At 44.5% G+C, this 26109-nt stretch carries 21 protein-coding genes; 14 read left to right on the top strand and 7 right to left on the bottom strand.

Features of this window, described 5'->3' with window-relative positions; all coding sequences use genetic code 11:
- The first annotated feature begins 56 nt into the window (after window positions 1-56).
- The 4 genes from DFP76_RS04920 (at window position 57) to ygfZ (ending at window position 6532) form a co-directional block, all read left to right on the top strand.
- A complete protein-coding gene (locus DFP76_RS04920; protein ID WP_113873543.1) occupies window positions 57-974 on the top strand; it encodes a helix-turn-helix domain-containing protein in 918 nt (305 codons plus the stop codon).
- A gap of 199 nt (window positions 975-1173) precedes the next feature.
- Window positions 1174-4533 (top strand): MHYT domain-containing protein, encoded by a 3360-nt coding sequence (locus tag DFP76_RS04915; RefSeq protein WP_245931873.1) that lies wholly within the window; start codon window positions 1174-1176, stop codon window positions 4531-4533.
- Complete coding sequence (locus DFP76_RS04910; RefSeq protein WP_113873542.1) at window positions 4533-5534, top strand: HD domain-containing phosphohydrolase; 1002 nt, start codon at window positions 4533-4535, stop codon at window positions 5532-5534. The genes DFP76_RS04915 and DFP76_RS04910 overlap by 1 nt, the downstream gene beginning before the upstream one ends.
- An 83-nt stretch (window positions 5535-5617) precedes the next feature.
- On the top strand, window positions 5618-6532 hold the full coding sequence (gene ygfZ, locus DFP76_RS04905) for a CAF17-like 4Fe-4S cluster assembly/insertion protein YgfZ (protein WP_181799788.1): 915 nt from the start codon (window positions 5618-5620) through the stop codon (window positions 6530-6532).
- 32 nt (window positions 6533-6564) lie between these two features.
- Here ygfZ and ung read toward each other — a convergent pair whose 3' ends face one another.
- Both ung and DFP76_RS04895 read right to left on the bottom strand, forming a co-directional pair.
- Complete coding sequence (gene ung, locus DFP76_RS04900; RefSeq protein ID WP_113873540.1) at window positions 6565-7287, bottom strand: uracil-DNA glycosylase; 723 nt, start codon at window positions 7285-7287, stop codon at window positions 6565-6567.
- Window positions 7284-8177 carry a phosphotransferase gene (locus DFP76_RS04895; RefSeq protein WP_113873539.1) on the bottom strand — a complete coding sequence of 298 codons (894 nt, stop codon included), beginning with the start codon at window positions 8175-8177 and terminating at the stop codon, window positions 7284-7286. The genes ung and DFP76_RS04895 overlap by 4 nt, the downstream gene beginning before the upstream one ends.
- An 88-nt stretch (window positions 8178-8265) precedes the next feature.
- Here DFP76_RS04895 and hexR point away from each other — a divergent pair, with 88 nt between their 5' ends.
- The 3 genes from hexR (at window position 8266) to DFP76_RS04880 (ending at window position 11601) form a co-directional block, all read left to right on the top strand.
- Entirely contained in the window at window positions 8266-9129 is an 864-nt protein-coding gene (gene hexR / locus DFP76_RS04890; RefSeq protein WP_063333200.1) for a transcriptional regulator HexR, read from the top strand.
- A gap of 406 nt (window positions 9130-9535) precedes the next feature.
- Complete coding sequence (gene putP / locus DFP76_RS04885) at window positions 9536-11032, top strand: sodium/proline symporter PutP (protein WP_113873538.1); 1497 nt, start codon at window positions 9536-9538, stop codon at window positions 11030-11032.
- Window positions 11033-11301: 269 nt separating this feature from the next.
- Window positions 11302-11601, top strand: a complete 300-nt coding sequence (locus tag DFP76_RS04880) for a helix-turn-helix transcriptional regulator (RefSeq protein ID WP_113873537.1) — start codon at window positions 11302-11304, stop codon at window positions 11599-11601.
- Window positions 11602-11745: 144 nt separating this feature from the next.
- On the opposite strand, the gene edd is transcribed toward DFP76_RS04880, so the two are convergent.
- The gene (gene edd / locus DFP76_RS04875; protein ID WP_113873536.1) at window positions 11746-13560 is read right to left on the bottom strand and encodes a phosphogluconate dehydratase; all 1815 of its coding nucleotides are present in this window, start codon (window positions 13558-13560) and stop codon (window positions 11746-11748) included.
- A 380-nt stretch (window positions 13561-13940) separates the two neighbouring features.
- Here edd and gap point away from each other — a divergent pair, with 380 nt between their 5' ends.
- The 6 genes from gap (at window position 13941) to DFP76_RS04845 (ending at window position 19456) form a co-directional block, all read left to right on the top strand.
- A complete protein-coding gene (gap, locus tag DFP76_RS04870) occupies window positions 13941-14954 on the top strand; it encodes a type I glyceraldehyde-3-phosphate dehydrogenase (protein WP_113873535.1) in 1014 nt (337 codons plus the stop codon).
- An 81-nt stretch (window positions 14955-15035) separates the two neighbouring features.
- Window positions 15036-16481, top strand: coding sequence for a pyruvate kinase (pyk, locus tag DFP76_RS04865; RefSeq protein WP_113873534.1), 1446 nt, complete (start codon window positions 15036-15038; stop codon window positions 16479-16481).
- A gap of 36 nt (window positions 16482-16517) precedes the next feature.
- The gene (locus DFP76_RS04860) at window positions 16518-16961 is read left to right on the top strand and encodes a methylglyoxal synthase (RefSeq protein WP_113873533.1); all 444 of its coding nucleotides are present in this window, start codon (window positions 16518-16520) and stop codon (window positions 16959-16961) included.
- Window positions 16962-17176: 215 nt separating this feature from the next.
- The gene (purE, locus tag DFP76_RS04855) at window positions 17177-17668 is read left to right on the top strand and encodes a 5-(carboxyamino)imidazole ribonucleotide mutase (RefSeq protein ID WP_113873532.1); all 492 of its coding nucleotides are present in this window, start codon (window positions 17177-17179) and stop codon (window positions 17666-17668) included.
- A gap of 3 nt (window positions 17669-17671) precedes the next feature.
- A complete protein-coding gene (gene purK / locus DFP76_RS04850) occupies window positions 17672-18739 on the top strand; it encodes a 5-(carboxyamino)imidazole ribonucleotide synthase (RefSeq protein WP_113873531.1) in 1068 nt (355 codons plus the stop codon).
- Window positions 18740-18982: 243 nt separating this feature from the next.
- Window positions 18983-19456 carry an Lrp/AsnC family transcriptional regulator gene (locus tag DFP76_RS04845; RefSeq protein WP_063333208.1) on the top strand — a complete coding sequence of 158 codons (474 nt, stop codon included), beginning with the start codon at window positions 18983-18985 and terminating at the stop codon, window positions 19454-19456.
- Between the two features lie 52 nt (window positions 19457-19508).
- Here DFP76_RS04845 and DFP76_RS04840 read toward each other — a convergent pair whose 3' ends face one another.
- A complete protein-coding gene (locus tag DFP76_RS04840) occupies window positions 19509-20774 on the bottom strand; it encodes an MFS transporter (RefSeq protein WP_113873530.1) in 1266 nt (421 codons plus the stop codon).
- Window positions 20775-20873: 99 nt separating this feature from the next.
- Window positions 20874-22148 (bottom strand): methyltransferase, encoded by a 1275-nt coding sequence (locus DFP76_RS04835; protein ID WP_245931871.1) that lies wholly within the window; start codon window positions 22146-22148, stop codon window positions 20874-20876.
- A 78-nt stretch (window positions 22149-22226) separates the two neighbouring features.
- Here DFP76_RS04835 and DFP76_RS04830 point away from each other — a divergent pair, with 78 nt between their 5' ends.
- Window positions 22227-23423 carry an amino acid aminotransferase gene (locus DFP76_RS04830; protein WP_113873529.1) on the top strand — a complete coding sequence of 399 codons (1197 nt, stop codon included), beginning with the start codon at window positions 22227-22229 and terminating at the stop codon, window positions 23421-23423.
- A gap of 86 nt (window positions 23424-23509) precedes the next feature.
- Here DFP76_RS04830 and DFP76_RS04825 read toward each other — a convergent pair whose 3' ends face one another.
- Window positions 23510-24124 (bottom strand): UPF0149 family protein, encoded by a 615-nt coding sequence (locus DFP76_RS04825; protein ID WP_113873528.1) that lies wholly within the window; start codon window positions 24122-24124, stop codon window positions 23510-23512.
- Window positions 24125-24193: 69 nt separating this feature from the next.
- Window positions 24194-26092: a DNA topoisomerase IV subunit B gene (parE, locus tag DFP76_RS04820; protein WP_113873722.1), complete on the bottom strand. Its 1899-nt coding sequence runs from the start codon at window positions 26090-26092 to the stop codon at window positions 24194-24196.
- Between the last annotated feature and the right edge of the window lie 17 nt (window positions 26093-26109).

Genomic DNA, 26109 nt, shown 5'->3' with positions numbered 1-26109 from the left:
GATCAGACGGTCGCTATAATGAAGCATGGCGAGAATACATACTGCAGGACAATAATATGCCAAATACTGCCAAGCGTCTTACTCCAGAATATGAAATTGTCGAAGATCACGGCACCATTCGCTATCAAGAGCATGGTTATCCAAGTGACTTAATTCGCTGGCATGCCCATGATGATTATGAATTGCATTATATTGTGGCGACGTCGGGTAAGGTATTTATTGGTGATTACATTGGCAATTATTCAGCCGGCCAGTTAATCTTAACCGGGCCAAGATTACCGCATAATTGGATCTGCCAAAATGACCAAAGCGCCGTAGAATTACGTGATATGATCATACGCTTTGACCATGAATCTTTTTCCCTTGGTCTGGAAACCATCCCAGAATTAGCCGAAATATTGCCTTTACTCGCTAAAGCTAAATCCGGCATAGAATTTTTGAATATTGATCATCAATATATTCGCAAAGCTTTTGAGGCCGTTCGTGAGTCAAGCGGATTAACTCGTCTCACGCTTGCATTACCATTGCTTCAACACCTTGCTCAAAGTGCAGATTATCGCCTGCTATCCACAGTTCAAATTGATTTAAAATCCAATGAAACCCTGCAGCGAAAAATCAATACCGTGGTCGATTATGTTACCCAAAACTACGATCAAGACATTTCCTTGGCAGATGTTTCAAGCCTAATCGGCATGTCGGACAGTCACTTTTCACGTTTCTTCAAAAAGGCCACAGGCAACCGATTTATCGAATTTGTTAACCGTGTTCGTATTAGCCGAGCATGCAATTTACTGACCGAAACAGATGAGCAAATCGCTAACATTTGTTTTCAGGTAGGTTTTAATAATGTGGCTAATTTCAACCGACGTTTTCATGAATTAAAAGGCGTCACTCCAAGAGACTTCCGTAGTCAAAGCAGCCTGAACAACAAAAACAATATACTGCCAATCTTTACAGAACAAACAAACACTTAACGTTAAACTTACTGTTAAACAACACGACCATAGAAACTCGTTACTGTACTGGTCACTAAATTTGTTTATATTGGATAGAAAGTAAGCGCAAATACATTTATTTGCGCATTTTTCGTCAATTAGCCATTGGCTTTCAAACTGTTTATGGCATCCTTATATAAATGCAATTTATACATTTTAATCGTGGTGGGTTTTTACATTGTTTGAGTGGTTGAGTCATTTTTTCATCATACAGGAGGAGCCAAGCTCTTACGCTGTAGGCCAATATAACTACTTACTTGTGCTACTTTCATTAGCCCTTTCCAGTATGGCATCTTTCTTTGCACTACACTTTGCCTCTGTTGCCAAATATATCGTTGTTGAAAAATATCGAAAAATTGCCTTAATTTCGGGCGCCTTTATCATGGCTGGTGGAATCTGGAGTATGCACTTTGTTGGCATGCTGGCCTTCGATATGGGGCATTCCGTTAATTATGACCCCTTGCTGACTTTACTTTCTGTTGTTCCTTGTATTTTCGCCGCCTATGTCACACTAAATAAGCTCATTGAACCGGATTTAACCCTTTGGCAATTACTGCAAAGTGGCGTAATCGTTGGTGGCGGCATTGGTACTATGCATTACATTGGAATGGAAGCCATGGAAATGCACGTCGACTTAAAATACGACCCTTGGCTATTTACCACCTCGATTGTGGTTGCTGTTGTATTGGCTTTTATTGCCCTTTCAACCCACTACAAAATAGGCAAGCTCTTCCCTTCTTTGTCTGCAAAACAAGTCAGTGCTGTTAGTGCTTTTATTATGGGCTTGGCCATTTCTGGCATGCATTATACCGGAATGGCAGGTGCTAAATTTATTCCTCATGGCGACATGGACATGTCAGCTATGTCTGATAATAGCAACAGTTATCTATCGTTTGTCGTCGCCATCATTACCTTATTATTATCCATTCTAGCCGCAAACATTGCCTCCCAATTACGATACCGCCAGCTATTGATGGAAAAAACGGCCAGTGAAGTAAGACTAAAAACCACTCTAGATACCGCTGTTGATGGCATTATCACAATAGATAGCCAAGGTATTATTCGCGAGTTCAATAAAGCCGCTGAAAAGATCTTTGGTTGGAATGAAGCGGATATTTTAGCTCACCCCATTAAACAACTATTTCCTAAAAAGTACGCAAACGAGTTTGAGCAAGCGTTAAATAACTTTCGTTTACAAGGTACCTCTGTGCTGACTGGGTCTGTTAGAGAAATCTACGCCACCCACAAAAATGGCACCATTTTCCCTGCTCGATTAGGCATTGGTCGAGTGGAAATTCCCGGACAGGAAACATTGTTTGTTGGCTTTATCAGTGACATCTCAGCACGCAAAAAAATGGAAGAAGCCGTTAAAAAGAGCGAAAAACAATACAGCTCTTTAATCAAAAACATTCCAGGTGCGACCTTCCGTTGCTTATTTGATGATGACTGGAGCGTCATCTTTGTCAGTGAGGCCATTGTTGAATTAACGGGTTGGAACGCTCAGGACTTTTACGATAAAAAAATAACACTTGCAGCACTTTTACATCCTGAAGACACTGACATGATTGATCAAAACCTTCAGGTCGCCATTGAGCAACACAGAAGTTACAACATCGAATACCGCTTACGTCATAAAAAAGGGCATTACATTTGGGTCATGGAAAATGGCACCATTATTTTTAACGATGACGATAAGCCAGAATGGATTGACGGTGTATTATTGGATATTTCGGATCGCGTACATATGGAAGACGATTTGCGTCTTGCTAAAGAAAAAGCCGAAGCATCTGCCGAGACTAAAGCTCTCTTTCTTGCCAATATGAGTCACGAAATTCGTACGCCAATGAACGCCATCATAGGCTTCTCAGACATACTTTTAGAGTCTGACGTCACGCCAGATAATAAAAAGCACCTTGCTACTATCAGTAAATCCGCTCGCTCTTTACTGCACCTGCTTAATGACATCCTCGACAGCGCGAAGCTCGAAAAAAACAAGCTGGATCTCGACATTCAAGTGTTTGAGTTATCCGCTATGGTCGACACAGTTATTTCTACCCTTTGGCTACAAGCCAAAAGCAAAGGACTGGATCTCAATTTCCAAATTTCCCCTGACCTTGCCAAGGCTTATCGCGGAGCAGAAGATAGAATTCGTCAAGTTTTGATGAACATCCTTGGCAATGCCATTAAGTTCACTGAACAAGGCTCTGTCACTTTAACAGTGACTAAACAGAAAGATAACCAAATTCGTTTCCAGATTGAAGACACTGGGATCGGTATTGAAGCGTCTCGTTTAAAGCATATTTTTGAACCTTTCACCCAAGCCGATGCTTCAATGAGCCGACGTTTTGGTGGCACAGGCCTGGGTACGAGTATCTCCAAACAATTGGTTCAGCTGATGGGCGGAGACATTCATGTTAGTAGTGAAATTGGCGTTGGGAGCTGTTTCTACTTTGATCTTCCGCTCGAACCTTCAACGGCACTACCTGAGTCCAAAGCTGCTCATTTGCCTCATATCACACCAAAAACCATTCTGTTGGCCGATGACATAGAACAAAACCTAACCTTACTCACTCTGATCTTGAAACGTCAGGGGCATGTCATAGAGATCGCGCAAGATGGTCACCAAGCCTTTGCGAAATATCAAAGCGTCGCTCCAGATTTAGTATTAATGGACATTCAAATGCCAAACATGGATGGCCTATCTGCCACTCAAGCCATACGTCAATTTGAGCAACAACAGCAAATTCCAAGAACACCAATAATCGCCCTAACCGCAAACGTTCTGATGGAAGATAAAGTAGAAGCACTACAGGCCGGCATGGACGGTTTTGCCAACAAACCAATTGACGTACACGCCTTAACGATGGAGATGGCTAGGGTATTAAGCCTAGATACTTCAGAGCTGGAAGCGGCAAATGCAGTTGTTGCCGAGCCTAAGGCAAAACAAATCAACATGAACAAAGGCTTATCTCTATGGATGGAGTTACCTTTGTATTTATCCGAACTTAACAAGTTCGCCGAACAACACAAACAGTTAATAGAGCGACTCAACACGCTGCTGGAACAAAAGCAATATCAAGACATAATGACGCTAGCACACAGCATAAAAGGCACGTCTGGCAATTTAGCCTTACTTAGTCTCTCTAACACTATGGCGACTCTTGAAAAGGAAGCCAAGCAACAAAATCATTCCGCTATTCAGCAGCAAATTGACAAATTGATCAACCATCTATTTGAGTTTAATCAGGAATTACAGAGCTTACAGGATGAACATCAAAGCGAATTGGAAGAGCATACAGACCTTCAAGACAATAACGCATCGGATGAGCCACTACTGCCTCTGGTTGAAGGCTTAATTAAAGGTGTTAACCTTGGAGAAATTGATGACGAAGGCTTAGAAAAGCTACTCAATCAAGTACCAAAATCCTTAAAAAACCATGCTTTAGAAGCGAACAAAGCGGTGGCAAACTTTGACTTTCATACTGCGATGGAGAGTCTAACCGCGATTAAAGAAATGATGAGTGAGTTGGAGACTTAATGCCAAATCAAAAACATAGACAGCCCAGAATCTTACTGGTTGATGATGAGCCAACAAACTTACGTGTTTTGAGACAGGTACTACAAGACCGCTATCGCTTATCTTTTGCCACCTCTGGAACCGATGCTCTAAAGCTGGTTGATAAAGAAAACATCGACCTTATCTTACTCGATATCATGATGCCAGATATGACTGGGTTAGAAGTGTGCCTCAAACTAAAAAGCAAAGCCGACACACAAAATATCCCTGTCATCTTTGTCACTGCATTAAAAGACAGCATAGATGAAACAAAAGGCTTCGAGGTCGGTGCAGTGGATTACATCACTAAACCGATTATTCCTGCGGTTGTTCTTGCACGAGTCAAAACGCATTTATCGCTCATCAAAGCGGATGAATTGCTGGCGACTCACATCGACTTGATCCAACGTCTTGGTCGCGCTGCGGAGTACAAAGACAACGAAACTGGCATGCATGTGCAACGTATGAGCCATTATGCCAAAATCATTGCCTTGGCTTATGGCTTTTGTGAGGAAGCGGCTGAAGACTTGAAACGCGCGGCACCGATGCACGACATAGGTAAAATAGGCATTGCCGACAGCATTCTTCTTAAGCCCGGAAAATTAACGGAAGAAGAATATGAGATCATGAAAACTCACGCGCTGATTGGTGGGAAAATTCTCTCCAACCCTAATTCCTACCTCATCGAATTAGCGCAAAAAGTCGCCATGACGCACCATGAAAAATGGGACGGGTCCGGTTACCCAAACCAACTTAAAGGTGAAGACATTCCAATTGAAGGCCGCATTGTCGCCATTGCGGATGTTTTCGATGCATTAACCAGTGAAAGGCCATACAAAAAAGCCTGGTCCGTAAAAGAAGCGATTGACTTCATCCACCAACAAAGCGGTCAACACTTTGATCCAGCATTACCACCTTTGTTAGAGCAGGAATTACCTAAAATTCTCGCGATCAAAGATAAGTATATGGAAAGTGAGAGCTAATTCAGGCCATTGAAAAAGCCCCTTCTCGACACCATGAATAGGACTTTAGACCCGACTGAGCTCAACCGCCAATGGAATCCATTATGTTAGCGTTATCCGAATTTGTCAGTAAACACCTATCTGCTACAGCGACCTACCCTAAACATGACATTGGTGTAATCTCCATCACCGGAACCGATGCAAAAAAGTTCCTGCAAGGGCAAACCACTTGCGATATAAACAAGCTTTCCGCAGAAGCCGGTTTATACGGCGCAATTTGCAGTAACAAAGGTCGCATCATCTGCAATTTTTTCATGCTGCAAAAAGACGACTCAATACTGATGCTAATGAGTCAGGATTTAATTGCCAGCAGTTTGACACATCTTAAAAAATACGCGGTTTTCTTCAAGACTGACTTAACGGACGCGACCGGCATGTTTCAAATAACGGAAACCTTATCCGTTAGCCATGAATCAACCAAACCAGAGCAATTTGCCGAACAGCTCCCCATAACAACCGACATGGGCAGCATACAGTTGCAGTTGCTGAGTTACCCTTTCAACATTCATTGGCATGTTACTCAAGCAAACCAAACTGAGCACCAGGAAAGTAACCCCATACTTTCTGGGTTATCTTTATTAGCGGCTCGACCATTGATCCAGCTAGAACAAAGTGAAAACCTATTGCCCCAATGGATAAACATGCAAACAACTGGCGGCATCAGTTTCACGAAAGGGTGTTATACAGGACAAGAAATCGTGGCTCGTATGCAGTATCGCGGCAAGTCCAAAAAACAATTGGCACTGGCCACCTGGCAAGGAGACATGGATACTCAGCAAGCCTTGCTTGATAGCGAAGGCAAAAACCTTGGGCAAGTCTTATCAGTAGAGCAGATAGGCGATGATCATATTGCGCAAATCATCCTCAACCAAGACATCACAGAATGTTCAGAGCTGTTTCTTGACGGGGCAAAGATTCATTTAATTGAACTGCCTTATCAACAGCCCTTCGCAGACTGAGTTTTACATTTAATTCCTCACCCCAAAACACATCAGAAGGGCAAATGAATTTGCCCTTCTTTTTCATCATCTTGCTCGATCTCTTCTAAGGCCCATTCAATAGGTTGTTTCCCTTGTTGACGTAAATACTCGTTAGCCTTAGAAAAGTGCCCACAACCAAAGAAACCACGATAGGCAGATAAAGGAGAAGGATGCACCGCTTTCAATACACAGTGTTTCTGCCGATCAATGAAGCGACCTTTTTGCTGGGCATAACTTCCCCACAGTAAAAACACAACCCCCTGCTTTTGCTGATTAAGTAAGGCAATAATTTTGTCCGTAAAGGTTTCCCAGCCTTTGTTCTGATGGGAACCCGCTTTCCCAGCCTCAACGGTCAGCACGCTGTTTAATAACAACACACCTTGTTCAGCCCAAGCTTTTAAATAGCCATGATTAGCAGGTTTGATGCCCAAATCTTGCTGCAGTTCTTTATACATATTCACTAAAGAAGGCGGTACTTTCGTGCCCGTTTTCACAGAAAATGATAAACCGTGCGCCTGCCCTTCACCGTGGTAAGGGTCTTGCCCTAGTATCACCACTTTCACATTCTCAAAGCTTGTCTGATTTAACGCTGCTAAATAAAGAGATTCTTCTGGGAATACAGAAACATCCGACTGAGAAGCTAAAAACGCCTGTAGTGACAGCATATAATCTTGATTGAATTCATCTTCTAATTTGGCTTGCCAGTCATTTTCTAGCGTCATCCAGGCTGTCATTTCTGTACACCATTTGTAGGGGTCATAAAAGGGTTCAAACTGGGCGTTCCTTTAAATTCAAAATAATAATCTAACGATAAAGTATCAGTAGGATTCAGTAAGTATTTTAACAGAAGCCAAGCCATTTCCCTTAATGCATAAGCACGACAATAGTTATCTAAACAATCAAGCGCCTGCTGTTGCGGCAAGGTCAACTGATATGCATCCAATAAAACTAGCGTTTGTCGACGCGTTAAGTTGTGGGATTTCACCACCACTGCCAGGTCAAATAGAGGGTCGCCAACGCCAGTGTATTCCCAATCGATGAGCCAAATTCGTTGCTCATCCATCAAGACGTTCTTGGGGTTAAGGTCATTATGACAAAGCACCGCAGGCAAACCACTGGGTTGAATATCTAATTGATTCAACAACAGATACAGATACTCAGATTCCGCTTGTAACAGCGGATCTTGTGTCAGTGCTTTGATTCTCGTGATATACAAAGCAATCACTTGCTCGACGCGATATTCGTGCTGAATCAAAGAGAGCTGATGCGCTTGTTTTAATTGCTTTGCAATGCGTTCAATATCTTGGTCGACATGATTGACTTGCCAATCCAAAGACGCCTGAGGAACAAAGCGGGTCACAACCACTGGACCACTTTGCCAAATCAGCTCAGGAGACAAACCAAATGACGCTGCTTCGCTCATTACCTTTAACTCAGCCTGACGATTGATATAAAACGCCTCTTCATTAATGTCAGCTAGACGTAGAATCAATGCCGGTAAACCATTCTGAGACAGCAAAAAAACTTGGTTGGTAAAGCCTTCCTCTAATGCGCTTGCCTGATAAGCATCGATTTCAGGAAAATGGACTGAAATTTCCATTAGAAAATCAGATAGTTTGCTCATTTTTCATCATTTTATTGCCAGAATTGTAAGTGGCTGTCAGAATGACTAACTGAATCATCCGAGTCAATAGACAACCTGAAGCAGATCAATGAATAAACACGAAGACATTATTCGTAAAATACAAGAACGCCTGAGCACTCTAAGCAAATCTGAGCGAAAGGTGGCTGAAGCCATTTTGGCGGATCCTAAAACCACCATTCACTCTAGCATTGCCAAACTTGCTGCCAGAGCGGAAGTGAGTGAACCTACTGTTAACCGTTTTTGCCGTAGCTTAATTGGCAGTGGTTTTCCTGACTTTAAAGTCTCGCTAGCACAAAGCTTAGCGACGGGAACGCCTTATGTTAATTTAAACGTTGAACCAGACGATGCCCCAGGCGCCGTCACCGCGAAAATTTTTGAAGCAGCAAAAAGTAACCTTACCCGTGCGCAAGAACTTCTCCCTGAATCCTTAATTAGCCGAGCCGTTGACGTATTAGCGCAAGCTCGCCGAATTGAGTTTTATGGATTGGGCGCATCAGGCCCTGTTGCTAAAGACGCTCACCACAAATTCTTCCGCTTAAACATGCCGGTGGTTGCTTATACCGATATTTTGGTTCAGCGTATGGCCGCCGCAGGAACACATCCTGGTGATGCGGTGGTACTAATCTCTTATACGGGTCGAACTTTGCCCCTTATCGAAACTGCTCGCGTGGCTCGTGAAGCTGGCGCATCGGTTATTGGGATTACCAATCCAGGCTCTCCTCTCACGGAACACTGTTCGATTGTACTGCCGATTGAAGAGACAGAAGACACAGATATTTATACGCCAATGAGCTCACGTATTGTCTATTTAACACTGATCGATGCGCTGGCAACCGGTGTATTACTGAAACGTGGTCCAGAGTTCAATGCGCACCTCAAAAAGCTTAAGCAAAGTGTACAAGATACTCGCCTGCCTAAGATCGAAAAATAGCCGCAATAACCGATCTAAGAATGAAGGCAAATGGCCTTCATTCTTTTTTTGATCAAAATCCAACCAAGGCAATCACAACAAAACCACAGTTTCAGAGTTTTTTGTAAATTTGTCAGAGAATTCTGAAAGATAATCCCGCCTCAGCCCCATAAAATCGCAATATGTCTTGAATGTGTTAAAATGAAATTCATTATCTTTACGCAAATGATGATCTTTTTTACATCTATGCTCAAAGACTATCACAATAAAAATCGCAACTTAACGCTTCGGATGTGGTCTAGAAATTCGTTTTTATACCCCAGCTTTTCAGTTTGTTTGTTTAACTCAAACGCATTCTGAGACTTGTAAAATAATGTCGCATTAAGGCACATTATTCCATCCGCAGCATCTCAACGAGGGGACAATAATGATAGAAAACAATATTGCTATCAGTTTTACCTTTCTAGCCTACCTTGTGGTAATGCTAGGAATTGGTTTATACGCATACAAACGTACATCAAGTTCAGAAGACTACTTCTTGGGTGGTCGCTCATTGGGCCCTTGGCCAACAGCCTTGTCTGCTGGCGCATCTGACATGAGTGGCTGGTTGCTACTGGGTCTTCCTGGTTATGCCTATGCAGCCGGCATGGAATCCATCTGGATTGCTGGCGGTCTATTAGTGGGTACTTGGTTAAACTGGCTAATTTGCGCAAAACGTTTGCGTACTTACAGTATCCAAGCAGATAACTCTCTAACACTACCTGACTTTCTATCTAAGCGTTTCAATGATAAGTCAAAGCTTATCCAGACGATTTCAGCCCTATTCATCCTGTTGTTTTTCCTTTTCTACACCAGCTCTGGCCTAGTGGCTGGCGGTAAGTTGTTCGAAACCGTATTTGGTCTTGATTACACTTACGCAGTGATCATTGGTACCGTTTGTGTTGTGTCCTACACTCTATTCGGTGGTTTCTTGGCGGTTGCTTGGACAGACCTTGTACAAGGCCTAATGATGAGTGCGGCATTGGTTATCGTTCCTATCATCGCACTGGATGGTGGCTTCTCACAATTGAGCAGCACCTTGATGGACAAGAACCCTGAATTGCTAGACATTTGGACTAACACTAAAGGCGAAGCATTAAGCGCGATTGGTATTATTTCACTAGTAGCATGGGGATTGGGTTACTTCGGTCAGCCTCACATCCTTGCACGTTTCAAAGCATCACGTTCTAACAAAGACATCAAAGTCGCTCGTCGTATTGCGGTGATTTGGACCTTTATCTCTATGGCTGGTGCTTTGTTGATCGGTCTAGTCGGTTTGACTTACGTTGATGCAAACCTAGCGGGTCAGTTAGACGATCCAGAAAAAATCTTTATGATTTTGGTTAATGCCATCTTCCACCCTGTTGTGGCCGGCATCCTATTAGCAGCCATTCTTGCGGCGATCATGAGTACAGCGGATTCTCAATTGCTAGTATCTTCTTCTGCTTTGGCTGAAGACTTCTACAAGCAACTGTTCAACAAAGAAGCGACTCAGCAACAAATCGTTATGGTTGGTCGTTTTGCGGTAATCGCTATCTCAATCATTGCTTTGATCTTAGCATTGAACCCTGAAAGCTCTGTACTGGGTCTAGTATCCTACGCATGGGCTGGTTTTGGTGCCGCATTTGGCCCTGCTATCATCCTAAGCTTGTTCTGGCGTAAGATGAACCGTAACGGCGCACTTGCTGGTATCGTAATCGGTGGTGTCACTGTTGTGGTTTGGAAACAATTGTCAGGCGGCATCTTTGATGTTTATGAAATTGTTCCTGGTTTCATTCTAGCGACTTTGGCGATCTTCATTGTGAGCTTAGCGAGCGGTGAACCAGAAGAAGAAGTGACTCAGTCTTTCGACGAGTACGAAAAAGCATTGGATACAATGGAATAAATCAGTGACAGGGAGCCCCCCCTGCTCAATGAAATGCATTTCATTTAAAAGCCTCTTTTTACCTTGGTAAAAAGAGGCTTTTTTAATGGGCGCTATCAATTAGATAACAGAAATACAAACGGATCTGCCTTTTTGCTTAGCAATCCAAACCGCAACATACTAAAGCACACCCTCAAAAGACAAACACGCTCACCAGTCAACTACAAGAATCCGCTCCAGAACACAGTAGACCAGCAACACCCGCTTATTTGATACGTGCCTGTGAATGGATGAAAACCCATGCTCGTGACAAGGTGACGATTGAAGGCATTTGTGATTACGCTGGCGTCAGTCGCTTTACCTTATTCTCAGGGTTCAAAGAGTATTTCGGCGACAGCCCATTGGGATGGTTAAAAAAATATCGCATGACCCAAGTACGTCACGCCTTAATGAACTCCAACAGTCGCACTAAGGTATCAAGTATGGCCATGGAATGGGGGTTCAACCACTTTGGTCGATTCTCACAGGAGTACCAGCTCTTCTTTGGCGAATTACCATCTCAGACGCTCTCACAGAATAAAGAGGTTTAAACTCTGATGGTGAGTCTTTAGAGCCCTTATGTGCTTTCGGTTACGAGACGTGTGCAAGTTAAGAAAAATGAGCAAAAAAAAGGGGCTTTTAAAAGCCCCCCAAACACCATTTACTAACGAAATGTTAGTAGCCAGAGGAAAGGTTTAATCGTTGAATAGGCTGCAAGCGCCTTGTTCCGCGCCACTTACTAAAATACGTTGCGCGCTGAACAACTCACGTCCCATACCTTGATGGGAAGCCGTTAGATCTTGTGTCGCCGCTTCACGCTGCTGTAACTCTTCATCAGAAACCAATAAGGATAAAGTGCCTTCATTGGCATCCAAGCGCACCATGTCGCCATCTTGAATTTTTGCAATTAGGCCACCCGCAAGCGCTTCTGGTGTCAAATGAATGGCAGCAGGCACTTTACCTGACGCACCGGACATACGACCGTCTGTCACTAAAGCCACTTTGTAGCCTTGGTCTTGCAAGTTACCAAGGAAAGGCGTGAGCTTATGAAGCTCTGGCATCCCCATGGCTTTTGGCCCTTGGAAGCGAATCACTGCAATACAATCGCGTTTTAATTCGCCGCTACCAATGGCATCCGCCAACTCATGTTGACTATGGAAAACAGCCGCTGGCGCCTCAATAACTCGGTTCTCTTCTTTCACAGCAGAGACCTTAATCACAGAACGTCCCAAATTGCCTTTCAACAAGGACAAACCGCCCTCTTTACTGAATGGATTATCAATAGGACGAACCACGTCTAAATCTAGGCTTTCACTTGGACCATCGCGCCAAATCAACTTGCCGTTTTCTAAGAAAGGTTCTTTGGTGTAATGCTCTAAACCTTGACCAACAATGGTATGAACGTCTTCGTGTAACAACCCACCCTTAAGCAGTTGTTTCACCAAGAAAGCCATACCACCTGCCGCATGGAAATGGTTAATATCCGCTTGACCGTTCGGGTAAATACGCGTCAAAAGCGGCACCACTTTGGACAATTCCGCAAAGTCATCCCAAGTCACAATAATGCCTGCGGCGCGGGCATACGCCACAATGTGCATGGTGTGATTGGTTGAACCGCCCGTTGCCAATAAACCGACAATGGAGTTCACAATGCTGCGCTCGTCGATGACTTTATACAAAGGACGATAGTCACGACCAAGAGCGGTAATTTTTGTCGACAATTGCGCTGCGTATTCCGTTAAAGAATCGCGCAATGGGTCTGTAGGATTCACAAAAGATGAGCCAGGCAATTGCAAGCCCATCATTTCAACCAATAGCTGGTTGGAGTTCGCTGTACCATAGAAAGTACAAGTACCTGCACTGTGATAAGACGCGGATTCCGCCTCTAATAATTCATCACGTGTCGCATTGCCTTGTGCATAACGTTGGCGTACTGCCGCCTTTTCTGCATTGGTAATACCAGACTGCATTGGGCCTGCAGGAATAAACAAAGAAGGCAATTGACCAAAGCGCAATGCCGCAATCAGCAAGCCGGGCACAATCTTGTCACAGATCCCTAAGAAGATAGCGGAATCAAACATATTGTGAGACAGACCAATGGCCGCACCTTGAGCAATGTTGTCACGGCTGAATAAACTCAGCTCCATACCGTCTTGACCTTGTGTCACACCATCACACATGGCTGGTACGCAACCTGCCACTTGGGCAACTGACCCCATTGCCGTAATAGCGGCACGAATTTTATCTGGATAGGCTTCATAAGGCTGGTGTGCGGACAACATGTCGTTGTAAGAAGAAATAATACCGACATTAGCCTCTTCCATCATGGTCAACTTTTGTTTTTCTTGTGGCTGACAAGCGGCAAAGCCGTGTGCCAAATTACCACAGGATAAAGTTCCACGATGCGGACCTTGCTCTTCGGCCTGCTTCATATCTTTAAGGTATTGATCTCGCAGCGTCTTACTTCGCGCAATAATGTCGTTCGTTACCTTAGCAACAATCGAATTCATGACTCTCTCCGCCTATTATAGGTTTGATCACATCCCACAATGCGATCGATATTTTACGTAATATTACTACATTTTTATTTTATTTCACCCCAAAAACTTCAATAAATCGCATTATTTTTAGATTTTTATGTAATTTATTTACATAAACAGTTCGATATCCTCATAAAATGCGCTAAAATCCACTTTAATTTGTAACACCTTTCAGTATAGACTCTGATTTGAATCAAGAGTTGATTAAAAGATGATCATTTACATAAGAATTTGTTACAAATCCTTGCTTAAAAAATTACTTATGTAGTATTTTTACGTCAAAGAACAATATTGAATGCTGAATGTTCGAATTCGAACATCGGCCTTTTTCACACTAGTTAGAGGTGAGTATGACTATTAAGGTAGCTATCAACGGATATGGACGTATCGGACGCAACACGCTAAGAGCTTTATATGAATCAGGTAAGCGTGACCAAATCCAAATTGTAGCCATCAACGACCTTGGTGACTCGAAAACCAATGCCCACTTAACAAAATACGACACGGTACACGGCCGTTTTTCTGGCGAAGTTACCTTTGATGATGAAGCCCTATACATCAACCAAGATAAAATCCGTACCTTCTCTGAGCGCAACCCAGCTGACCTTCCATGGGCAGAGCTAGGTGTAGACGTGGTTTATGAATGTACTGGTTTCTTTACGACTAAAGAGAAAGCCAGCGCCCACATTTCTGCTGGTGCCAAAAAAGTCATCATTTCAGCGCCAGGTAAAGAAGTAGACGCTACCGTTGTTTATGGTGTTAACCAAGACGTTTTGACTGCTGACATGACCGTGATCTCTAACGCGTCTTGTACTACTAACTGTTTGGCGCCTGTTGCCAAGCCGTTGAGCGACAAGCTAGGCATTGAAAGCGGGTTGATGACAACTATCCATGCTTACACTAACGACCAACGTCTATCTGACGTGTACCACGAAGACTTGTACCGTGCACGTGCAGCAGCACAAAACATGATCCCAAGTAAAACGGGTGCCGCCGCTGCAGTTGGCTTAGTCGTCCCTGAGCTGGTTGGTAAATTTGATGGCATGGCAGTGCGCGTTCCAACCATTAATGTGTCTTTGGTTGACTTGACCTTCCTAGCACCACGCGAAACAACGACAGAAGAAGTAAACCAAATTATAGAAGATGCGATCAAAGCAGACCCTGTTTTAGCAGAAGTTCTGCATGTTAATTATGATCCATTGGTTTCTTCTGACTTTAACCACAGCACTTACACATCGAACTTCGATGCGACACAAACCCGTGTTCAAGGTAAATTGGTTAAAATCATGGCTTGGTATGATAATGAGTGGGGCTTCTCAAACCGAATGCTCGACAATACCATTGCATTAATGAATGCAAAATAATCAAAATACACGAAGGCTGCTGACGCAGCCTTCGTCGTCTCTTATACTTCACTTCTAGCTTTCTAATCTTTGGTAAATAAAATGACTCGTAGAACTAAAATCGTTGCCACTTTAGGCCCAGCTTCAAGCTCTCCTGAAATGATCGAAAAGTTAATCTTGGCAGGCGCAAACGTCTTCCGTTTAAACTTCTCACATGGTCAACCAGAAGATCACATCAATCGCGCTGACGTCGTTCGCGCTATGGCGAAGAAAAACAACCGCCATGTGGCGATCTTAGGCGACCTACAAGGCCCTAAGATTCGTATCGCACGATTCAAAAATACCAAAGTAGAATTAAAAGATGGCGCAACCTTCATTTTGGATGTGGGCTTTGATAAAAATGCCGGTGATGAAACCCGCGTTGGTATCGACTACCCTCAGCTAGCGGAAGATTCAAACCCAGGCAACATCCTTTTACTAGATGACGGCCGAGTTGTATTAGAAGTGCTTGAAGTAAAAGGCACAGAAGTCATTACCAAAGTTATTGTTGGTGGCCCACTGTCAAATAACAAAGGCATCAATCGCCAAGGCGGCGGCTTATCCGCTGCAGCACTAACAGACAAAGATAAAGAAGACATTAAAACCGCTGCGGCACTAAAAGCCGACTACTTAGCCGTGTCTTTCCCACGCAGTGCCGATGACCTACACGAAGCACGTGAATTGGCTCTAGCGGCCGGTTTGAAAGCGGGTATTGTATCAAAAGTAGAACGCGCCGAAGCCGTTGCGGATAATGAGACACTAGACAGTATCATCCTCGCTTCTGACGCTGTGATGGTCGCTCGTGGTGATCTAGGCGTAGAAATTGGTGACGCGGAATTGATTGGTGTACAAAAACACATGATCAAACGCTGTCGACAACTGAACCGCCCAGTGATCACAGCAACGCAAATGATGGAAACCATGATCACTAGCGCCATGCCAACTCGTGCTGAAGTCTTCGATGTGGCCAACGCTGTACTAGATGGCACTGACGCTGTCATGCTGTCAGCGGAAACCGCTGCAGGGGATTACCCTGAAGAAGTTATTCAGACAATGAACCGCGTTTGTTTGGGCGCTGAAAAGCAACCTGCCATCAACCGTTCTAAACACCGTATTGATGTCACCTTCACAAACATTGATGAAACCATCGCTATGTCAGCCATGTACGCGGCAAACCACCTTGAAGGTGTGAAAGCCATTATCAGTCTGACAGAATCTGGCACAACGCCTCTTTTGATGTCACGTATTAGCTCTGGCTTACCAATTTTTGCTTTGTCTCCAAACCAGGCAACATTGAACAAAGCTGCTCTTTATCGTGGTGTCACACCAGTGGCTTTCTCATCACAAGAATACAATGTGGACAACATCATTTCTGGTCTAGTCGATCACGTTAAGTCTCTAGGCTATATTGCAGACGGTGACCTTGTGATCGTGACTAAAGGCGACCATTTGGTTAGCTATGGTACGACAAATGCAATGAAGATCGTCAAAGTGGGCGACATCGCATAACGCTAACTATTTGAGGATTGTCCATTGCACACAAAGATGGTCACCATGGCCGCTCAAAAGCGCATTGCTTTAGTGGCTCATGACAATATGAAAAGCGAGCTCATAAAATGGGCTCGCACCCACAAAGACAAACTAATTGGCCACCAGCTCTATGCAACAGGCACCACAGGTAACCTATTGCACAAAGAGCTGGGCGTTAAGATTGATGCCTTGATTAGCGGCCCACTAGGCGGCGACCAACAACTGGGTGGTATGATCGCTGAAGGCAAGATTGATGTCTTAATCTTTTTCTGGGACCCTTTCGAGCCTATGCCTCATGACCCAGATATCAAAGCCTTGTTGCGCGTTGCTGCGGTATGGAATATTCCTATCGCCTGCAGCGTATCATCGGCCAATTTTTTGGTGTCTTCGCCACTATTCAGCAATGAATTTGAACGGCAAATACCAGATTATGAACGATACCTAAAAGAGCGACTTTAAGTCGCTCTTTTTATTTCTAATCTCGTCATAGCACTTTCGCAACAAAAGCCTAGTAAGACTCGCTGTTTTGCCCAAAATCAGCTATATTAGCGCCCTAAATTCGCAGCGTTTTTCTGTGTAGGCTACAAAAAAACGTCAAAACTGCGTTAAACCTCATTACCAACGTATTCCGTTACCCCTCAACACCACGTTGGTTCAAAAACAGGAGAGATATTTTGCAAGCTGAAGTCGCATTAATCATGGGATCGAAAAGTGATTGGGCCACAATGGAAGGCGCTACCGAAATTATGGATGCCTTGGGCGTGTCTTACCATGTGGAAGTCGTTTCCGCTCACCGAACTCCAGTCAAGCTTGCAGAATTTTCTGAAAGTGCCGCCGATAAAGGCTTCAAAGTCATCATTGGTGGTGCTGGCGGTGCCGCGCATTTGCCAGGCATGGTCGCAGCACACACACATTTACCTGTCTTAGGTGTTCCAGTTCAAAGCAAAGCGTTAAACGGAATGGACAGCCTACTTTCCATTGCCCAGATGCCCAAAGGTGTTGCAGTCGGCACACTAGCAATTGGGACCGCTGGCGCATTTAATGCCGGGCTCTTGGCATGTCAAATTCTCGCCACTTCAAACCCTGAATTGGCTGAGCGCATTAAGACCTTCCGTCAACAACAAACCGATACGGTTTTAGCTAACCCAGATCCAAGAGAGGTGTAAGCCATGTCTGTATTGTGGGTACTTGGTGCAGGTCAACTTGGCGCCATGCTAAAACACGCTGGCACACCATTAGGCTTAGACATTCGTCCTGTGGACATTGAAAGTCATGACACCCTACCTTTGCAAGCTGACGACATTGTCACAGCGGAGCGTGAAGACTGGCCACAAACGGATGCCACTAAGCAACTTGCCTCTCATGCTAATTTCGTCAACCTATCGACATTTCCACAGTTGGCTGATCGTCTGACACAAAAGCAATGGATCGATAAGCTTGAGCTGGCAACAGCCCCTTGGTTTCCGGTAGAAGCCGACAGCCATGCAGACTATGCCTACCAAACGCTCGGTGAACGCGTTCTCATGAAACGCCGTCGTGGTGGCTATGATGGCAAAGGACAATATTGGTTGAAGCAAGCTGAAGGCACAGAAATCCCTGACGACTGGAAAGGCCAAGCTATTGCCGAGCAAGCCATTAATTTTGATGAAGAAGTGTCACTGGTTGGTGTTCGTGGTGCCAATGGTGAAACACACTTTTACCCACTTACCCTAAACCTGCATATTAATGGCATTCTGTACGCGTCCGTTTCTCCCCTAAAGCGTCTCGCTCCATTGCAAAATAAAGCCGAAGCCATGCTAGGCAAACTTATGGATGCACTAGACTATGTGGGCGTCATGGCAATGGAATGCTTCCGTGTGGGTGACGAGCTGCTTATCAATGAATTGGCCCCTCGTGTTCACAACAGTGGACACTGGACACAAGCTGGCGCCAGTGTCAGCCAGTTTGAAAATCATGTTCGAGCGGTCACAGGTTTGCCTTTGGCTCCTGCAGAAATCAAAGGCCAAAGCATGATGGTCAACCTGATTGGTGTACCAGTAGACTATGAATGGTTAAATATTCAGGGGTTAGAACTCTACTGGTATCAAAAAGAAGTGCGCCCCGGCCGAAAAGTCGGTCATCTTAACTTTTGCTCAAACCAGCTTGGCGTTCTTCAAAATGCGCTGCAAAGCTTGTCGTTACCAGCGCCTTACCCTGAAGCACTGGACTGGCTGAGTAAGAACTTACCAACCGATTAATCTCTCTCCCATAACATGCCGTACTCTCTGCGGCATGTTATTTACTCTTAATGTCATCAAAGCGTCCAATCTTGCAAAAAAATGTCTAAAAATTTGCAAATAATGAAGATTATATCTTGTTATGTTTTCAAAACTCCTTATTCTAAAAGTATGAAATAAGCCTTCCGACTGAAGCCCATTCAGCACAAAAAAGGCAGCACTAATAAAAAAACGGCACGCTACGATGCTGATAAGGAACCTTGAATGAACCATATTGAACTTGATTGCTATGATTGGCGGCTGCTGCGTGCCTTACAAGAAAATGCCCGACTCACCAACGTGGCACTGTCTGAACAGGTCAACCTTTCTCCTTCCCAATGCTCAAGACGTCTGCAAAGACTAGAACAAAGCAACTTGATCGAGGCCTACTTTACACAACTCAATGCCACAGAACTGGGTTATCATGTCACTGCCTTTGTGAACATCACCCTAGACAAAGGCAATAAAGAAGCTGACCATCATTTTAAAGAAGCCATTGCCGCCATGCCGAAAGTGTTAGAATGCTATTCTGTCAGTGGCGATGCAGATTATTGGCTTAGAGTGATTAGTGAGGATTTACCTTCGCTTTCCGACTTTTTAAATGAATCCATTTCGGCCTTACCCAGTGTCCGAAACCTAACCTCAACACTGGTACTGAACCGCATCAAAAACGCCCCATCCATACCATTACCAAACTAATGGTAGGCAGCAGAAAAGAAACTCAATGTGTAAGAGTCATATCACTCTTACACTAAGCCTCCGGTAATCGAACCACAACGAGAACACCAATCAATGCCAACAGAGAAAACACCAATACTAAAGCCGGCAATGAAATCACATTGGTTAAAAGACCAAAAACACTCATCACCAATAACATAATGCCAATCACAGTGTTACTCACCGCTACGTACTCCGTTCTATCGTTTCCTTCCACCAAATCTACCAAATACGTTTTACGGCCAATACGCACGCCCTGATGAGCCACACACAAAATAAAATACAAGGCAGGCATAAACCAAACCATTTCCGCAAAACCCGGAAATAACCACATGACGACGAATAACAGAACCCCTGCAAACACACCAAGCAAGGTAGAAAACATCATAACCTGACGGCTAGAATAGTCTGAAAAACGCCCCCAGAAGGGTGAAGAAACTAAAGACGCTAAACCACTCGCTGCCATAAAAGCTCCTAACACCCATAAACCGTTACCTAGATGTTGCTGAGCAATCAATACATAATAGGGTGCAGTTAAAGCCGTACAGAGTAATAGCGATCGAGCGATCACAAACGTTCGAAACGACGCATTCGTTTTCAGTAGAGAAAGGCCTGAGAACAGTTGCCAAAAGCCGACTGGTGCGTGATCAACGTCACTCCTTGGCTCATCAATCAAAGCATACACCATGGCAGCAAAACACCAGACTAGAGCGCCAATAATCAGACTACTGGCATAAAAAACCGTGTTCGCTTCCAGCTCAAAAAAGCCACTGAATACCATTGTCAAAGCCACACCCAAAGTGATCAAACCTGCGGCACTAGAAGCCCAACCTGATACTCGACCACGCCGACCTTTTGAAATGGTTTTACCTAAAACATCCTTAGAGGTAATGGAGTTCAACCCCCGCGCTAAACTGAACACCACCATTAGCGCAATCACACACCAACCTGCTGCGGCTCCTTCTAGTAACAAAGCAACCACACCAATCAACACCACGCATGCGGCTTGCAACACACTGCCAATCACCCAAAGCCATTTTCGCAATGCCACTCGACGAATGTAGCTGGCCATAAGCAGTTGCGGCAACAAAGAACCTGATTCACGAATCGGCACCAACCAACCTAGCAAATACACGGGTACGCCAACACCTTGTAAAATCCACGGTAAAGTCACCTTAGGATTAATTAAAGCATCGCCAAGATTGATCAATAATTGTGACCAAACCAGCTTTTTTACGCTGTCTGACTCATGCTTTTTCGACTTAGACGAACTACCCTGCTTCGCGCTCACTTGCGACATCGACAACCCCAATTTTCCACAATCATCTCAATAGCATAGCATGCCAATAACATCACAAGGCGGAACAAATAAGAGGAAAACTTGCAACAGCAATATACACTAAGTAGTGGCCTTCAACTCCGCTCTAACCATCCAATTTCTTGGGGTTAACGAGGCGTCGCAGAAAGCTCCTATGTCCACTTGGTAACCCTGCTCTTGTAGATAAATGGCACGATCTAAAATGAGCCAGTACTCTAAGGCAGGTCGAAACCATTGACTGATGGCTTGTTGCTTTTGCAGGTCTTGATATCGCTGTTCAGCCGCGTCTTGAAAATTTTCAAATGGCTGTTGAGCGATCAAGTAAGTCAGTTGCTTTTGTTCTGCGGCCCAATGACAAAACCCAACAAAGCCCTGACTTAATAAGACTTTTTGAATGGAAGGTACGGCAAGATATTGATCTGTTTTTCGGGCATGACGTTGCCAAAGATCAAAACCCAAACGGTATGTCAGTTCCTGCTTTTGTAATCTCTGCTCTCTGGCACCAGCGGTGGCAACTTGCTTCACCGCTAACTTTAAATCGGCTTTGCGCAAGGTCAATTTGGCCTGTGCTGCCAACGTAGATAAAGGTTGATAGGCTTCGGTTTGAGTAAGGTGATAACAACAAGGCGCAATACAGATATAAGGCGTCTTTAACCGACTAGCCTGCTCCAACAACACTCGGTGTAAGTCTCCACAGGCATGTAATGCCACTGCACATTGCGCTGTCTTCAGAAGCGCCTCTGGGGCATCTGCCAACACATCTGTACAGTGAAACTGTTGCTGAAGGGAAAGTTGTTGTGCTTTTTGCTGCCCTGCTTCACACAAACTCTGTTGCCACTCAATACTGGTGACTTGCTTGTCCCCATGGAAAGCCAAATATTTACCAAGATGTCCCTTACCCGCACACCACTCCAAATAGCGATCAACCATTGGAGTACATGCTGCAAACGCTTCAATCTGTGACCACTTACGCCCTTTTATACCAGTCGACAAATAAGCTGGCGGTGACGTGGCGTTTTGCCGAGTTTGCTCAGTGGCTAAAACGCCTTGAGCGCAATCAGAAAGTTCTCCAAGACTGGGCTGCGCATGGATTATCTCAGCCACTTGCTTCGCATCCTCAAGGTCCACTTCCTGTTGAGCATTGAGCCACACCGCTAAAGCTGGGTAAGCTTCTTGCCAAGGTAAGCTTAAGCTGGCAAAGCTATCGAATTGCCACAAAGCTTTATGTTGATACAACCACTGATCAATGGCTTGAAAACGAGTTTGAAGATTGTTCATAAGTTGAAGCGTTTGCGCGACCGATTTAAGTGTCTTGATTTCTTGACAGTGAGTACGGAATTTCCCTTTCGATTGCATTGTATTTTGCCATAAATACGGCAGAATGACGTATTGTTTATTGCAACGAAAAATACACACAAGGACCCCAACCAAATCATGTTTAAGCATCTTCAAGTCGTACCAGGCGATCCACTTTTAGCCCTTATCATCGCCCACCAAAAAGACACCAATCCAAAGAAAATAGACCTTGGTGTCGGTGTTTACAAAGACGATAACGGTAAAACGCCTATTTTAAATAGTGTGAAAAAAGCGGAAGCCATTTTGCTTGAGCAAGAAGAGTCTAAAAGCTATTTAGGCATTTATGGTGCTGCTGAATTTGAAGCCATTATTCAAGACCTCATCTTGGGCGACAATAACCCACTGATCACCTCTGGTCGTATTCGCTCTACCCAAACACCGGGTGGTACTGGTGCGCTTAAAGTGGCGGCCGATTTCATCAGTGCCAATCTTTCTGGCGCGCGCCTTTGGGTCAGCGATCCAACTTGGGGAAATCACGAGTCCATCTTTAACTCAGCTGGTGTAGAAGTAACGCCATACCCTTATTACGACCCAGCAACAAATGGTCTGCGTTTTGACGATATGATGACCAAGTTGGAAGCCGAGGCCAAAGAAGGTGATGTATTGTTATTACACGCTTGCTGCCATAACCCAACAGGGATTGATCTGCAGTTAGAGCAATGGAAGGTCATTACCGATTTCGTAAAGCGTCGTGATTTACTGCCATTGGTCGATGCCGCTTACCAAGGCTTCGGCGACGGTTTGGATGAAGACTTGGCTGGCCTACGTCATATGGCAGCCAATGTTGATAATATGCTGATTGCGAACTCTTTCTCGAAAAACTTCGGCATCTATCGCGAGCGTTGTGGTGGCCTAAGCGTCATCGCCACAACGTCTTCAGAAGCTGATGCAGCGTTCTCCATCATAGGTCAAGCCATTCGTGCCAACTACTCTATGCCGCCAGCACATGGTGCCGCTGTGGTTTACACCATCATGAGTCGTCCTGAATTGAAAGCAGAATGGGAACAAGAAGTGGCAGAGATGCGTAATCGTATCAACGGCCTGCGTGAAAAGTTAGTCACTAAACTGGCCCAATCGGGTGTTAGCAAAGACTTTAGCTTTATTAAAGACCAACGCGGTATGTTCTCTTACTCAGGTCTAACCCTAGAGCAAGTTCGCCGCCTACGCAGCGAGTTTTCGATTTACATTGCCGATACAGGCCGTATGAGCGTAGCGGGTGTTAGCGATGACAACATCGATTACCTATGCGCAAGCATTGCTGAGGTCGTTGGCTAATCTCAAGCAAAGTTAGGCCGAAACAATAAAAAAAGCGGTGAAAAGTAATTTTCACCGCTTTTTTTTGATCTATCGAACAGTATCAATTAATGCAAAATACGAGTGTCTGAAGCATTTTCGCCAAGCTGCATTTCAGGGTGATAATGTTGAATCAAACGCTGCACGGAAGGCTCGATCATTTCTCGCCAGAAGCTCACTTCTTGTTCCATCATTTTATTCAGTTTGGCTATGCCTGCATCCGTGCCAAACAACCTAACAGGTGCGAGTGCCTCATCAAAGAAGTCGCGATCACCACCAATGCCAACGCCGAGTAACTTGGCACCGCGCACAAAGCCTGCACACCACTCTTCCACGAGTATTTTAGATTCGCCTTCGTATTCTTGTTCCAGATAAACTGGACTAAACTCACCGAATAGCAGACTGTTCATCGCTTCCATATACATGATCAATACTAAGCTGAGGAATTCATCTTCCTCCTCAGCGGACTCCCAAACAGGCTGGTCTTCATCCGCCCCCCAAATGGCATTCAACCATAAGTCAGGCTCTAGCTCTTTAGCTGAACAACCTAATGCGGTGAGAAACCCATCCAGCTCAGACACACAAAGCAGCGATCTGTCTGTGCCAAATTTCAGTAAGTAGTGATCAATTTTTTCATACAACACTTCTTCACTGATGATTTCATCATCTCTTTCTTCAGACATTCACTTATTCCAATTCATTGGACTATACTCTAAGTTTAGCTCGCCTTACTCAAGACGAAAGGTTTTTTACTAATCGACAATGGCTAGGTTACCGTAAGTTTCCAACCAGTTTTTACGGTCTCCTGCTCGCTTCTTAGATAACAACTTATCGAGTAATTCGTCAGTATCCAGCTTATCTTCCATGGTTAATTGGATTAAGCGACGCGTATCTGGCGCCATAGTGGTTTCACGCAATTGCGCTGGGTTCATTTCACCCAGACCTTTGAATCGCTGTACATTTGGTGTACTGCGTTTGTTCTCCGCAGCAATCTTATGCAAGATAATGTCTTTCTCTTCGTCATCCAGTGCATAATGAACTTCTTTACCAACATCAATACGGTACAAGGGAGGCATGGCCACGAACACATGACCATGGTTCACAAGCGCTGGGAAGTGACGCACAAACAAGGCACAAATCAAAGTGGCGATGTGTAAACCATCCGAATCCGCATCCGCTAAAATACAGACCTTGCCGTAACGCAAACCACTTAGGTCCTCATCACTAGGATCAACGCCTAATGCCACGGAAATGTCATGGATTTCTTGTGAGGCTAATACTTGACCAGAATCCACTTCCCAAGAGTTCAAGATCTTACCGCGCAACGGCAAAATTGCTTGAAAATCTTTTTCTCGGGCTTGCTTCGCAGACCCCCCCGCCGAGTCCCCTTCCACTAAGAAAAGTTCACTTCGAGAAGAGTCTTGGCCCGCACAGTCCGCTAGTTTGCCAGGTAAGGCTGGGCCTTGAGTGACTTTTTTACGCACCACTTTTTTACTGGCTTTCAGTCGTTTTTGAGCACTATTAATCACTAATTCAGCGATTTTTTTGCCATCTTCTACATGCTTGTTTAACCACAAACTAAAAGCGTCTTTTACCGTAGCAGAAATGAAAGGCACAATTTGACGAGACGACAAACGTTCTTTGGTTTGGCCGGAGAACTGTGGCTCTTGCAACTTAGCAGACAAAACGTAGCTGCAACGGTCCCATACATCTTCCGCGGTTAATTTAATGCCACGGGGCAGCAAGCTGTGAAAATCACAAAACTCACGGATCGCATCTAATAACCCCGTGCGTAAACCATTTACATGGGTGCCACCTTGTGCGGTTGGAATTAAGTTAACATAACTTTCGGTCACCAACTCCCCGCCTTCAGGCAGCCATTGTACGGCCCAATCGACACCCTGTGTTTTTTCTGTCAGGCCGCCAACAAATGGTCGCTCTGGTAACAACACAAAACCTTCATTCGCTGAAGCCAAGTAATCGTTCAAGCCTTCTTGGAAGAACCACTCTTCTCGCTCTTCTTCGCTACCACTTTGATCAATGAAGACCACATGCAAGCCTGAACACAGAACCGCTTTGGCTTTTAACAAATGCTTTAGTCGTGACAGGGAAAATTTCGGGCTATCAAAGTATTTTGGATCGGCACTGAATTTAACCTTAGTACCGGTATTTTTCTTGCCAACGGTGCCAATTTCTTTTAATTCAGAGGTTTTAAAACCATTCTCAAAACCAATATGATATTGAATGCCATTACGCTTAACCCACACTTCTAACGAAGTCGATAAGGCATTTACAACAGATACCCCTACGCCGTGAAGACCACCTGAAAATTGGTAACTGTCACCAGAGAATTTACCACCAGCATGCAACTTGGTCAGAATCAATTCGACCCCTGAGACACCTTCTTCTGGGTGAATGTCCACAGGCATACCACGGCCATTGTCTTCTACACTCAATGAGCCATCTTTATAGAGAATGACCTCAATTCGATCGGCATGTTTTGCTAACGCTTCATCCACTGAGTTATCGATGACTTCTTGTCCAAGGTGGTTTGGACGAGTCGTGTCCGTGTACATTCCAGGACGTTTTTGTACTGGTTCTAATCCGCTGAGAACCTCTATCGATCCGGCGTTATATTCTTTTGCTGACATGCGAGTTTTTTCTTCCA

It is taken from the genome of Marinomonas aquiplantarum, assembly GCF_003314975.1.
In the GTDB taxonomy this organism is placed as follows: Bacteria; Pseudomonadota; Gammaproteobacteria; order Pseudomonadales; family Marinomonadaceae; genus Marinomonas; species Marinomonas aquiplantarum.
The sequence above is the reverse complement of the archived record's forward strand: the minus strand, read 5'-3'. Positions and strand labels throughout refer to the sequence as shown.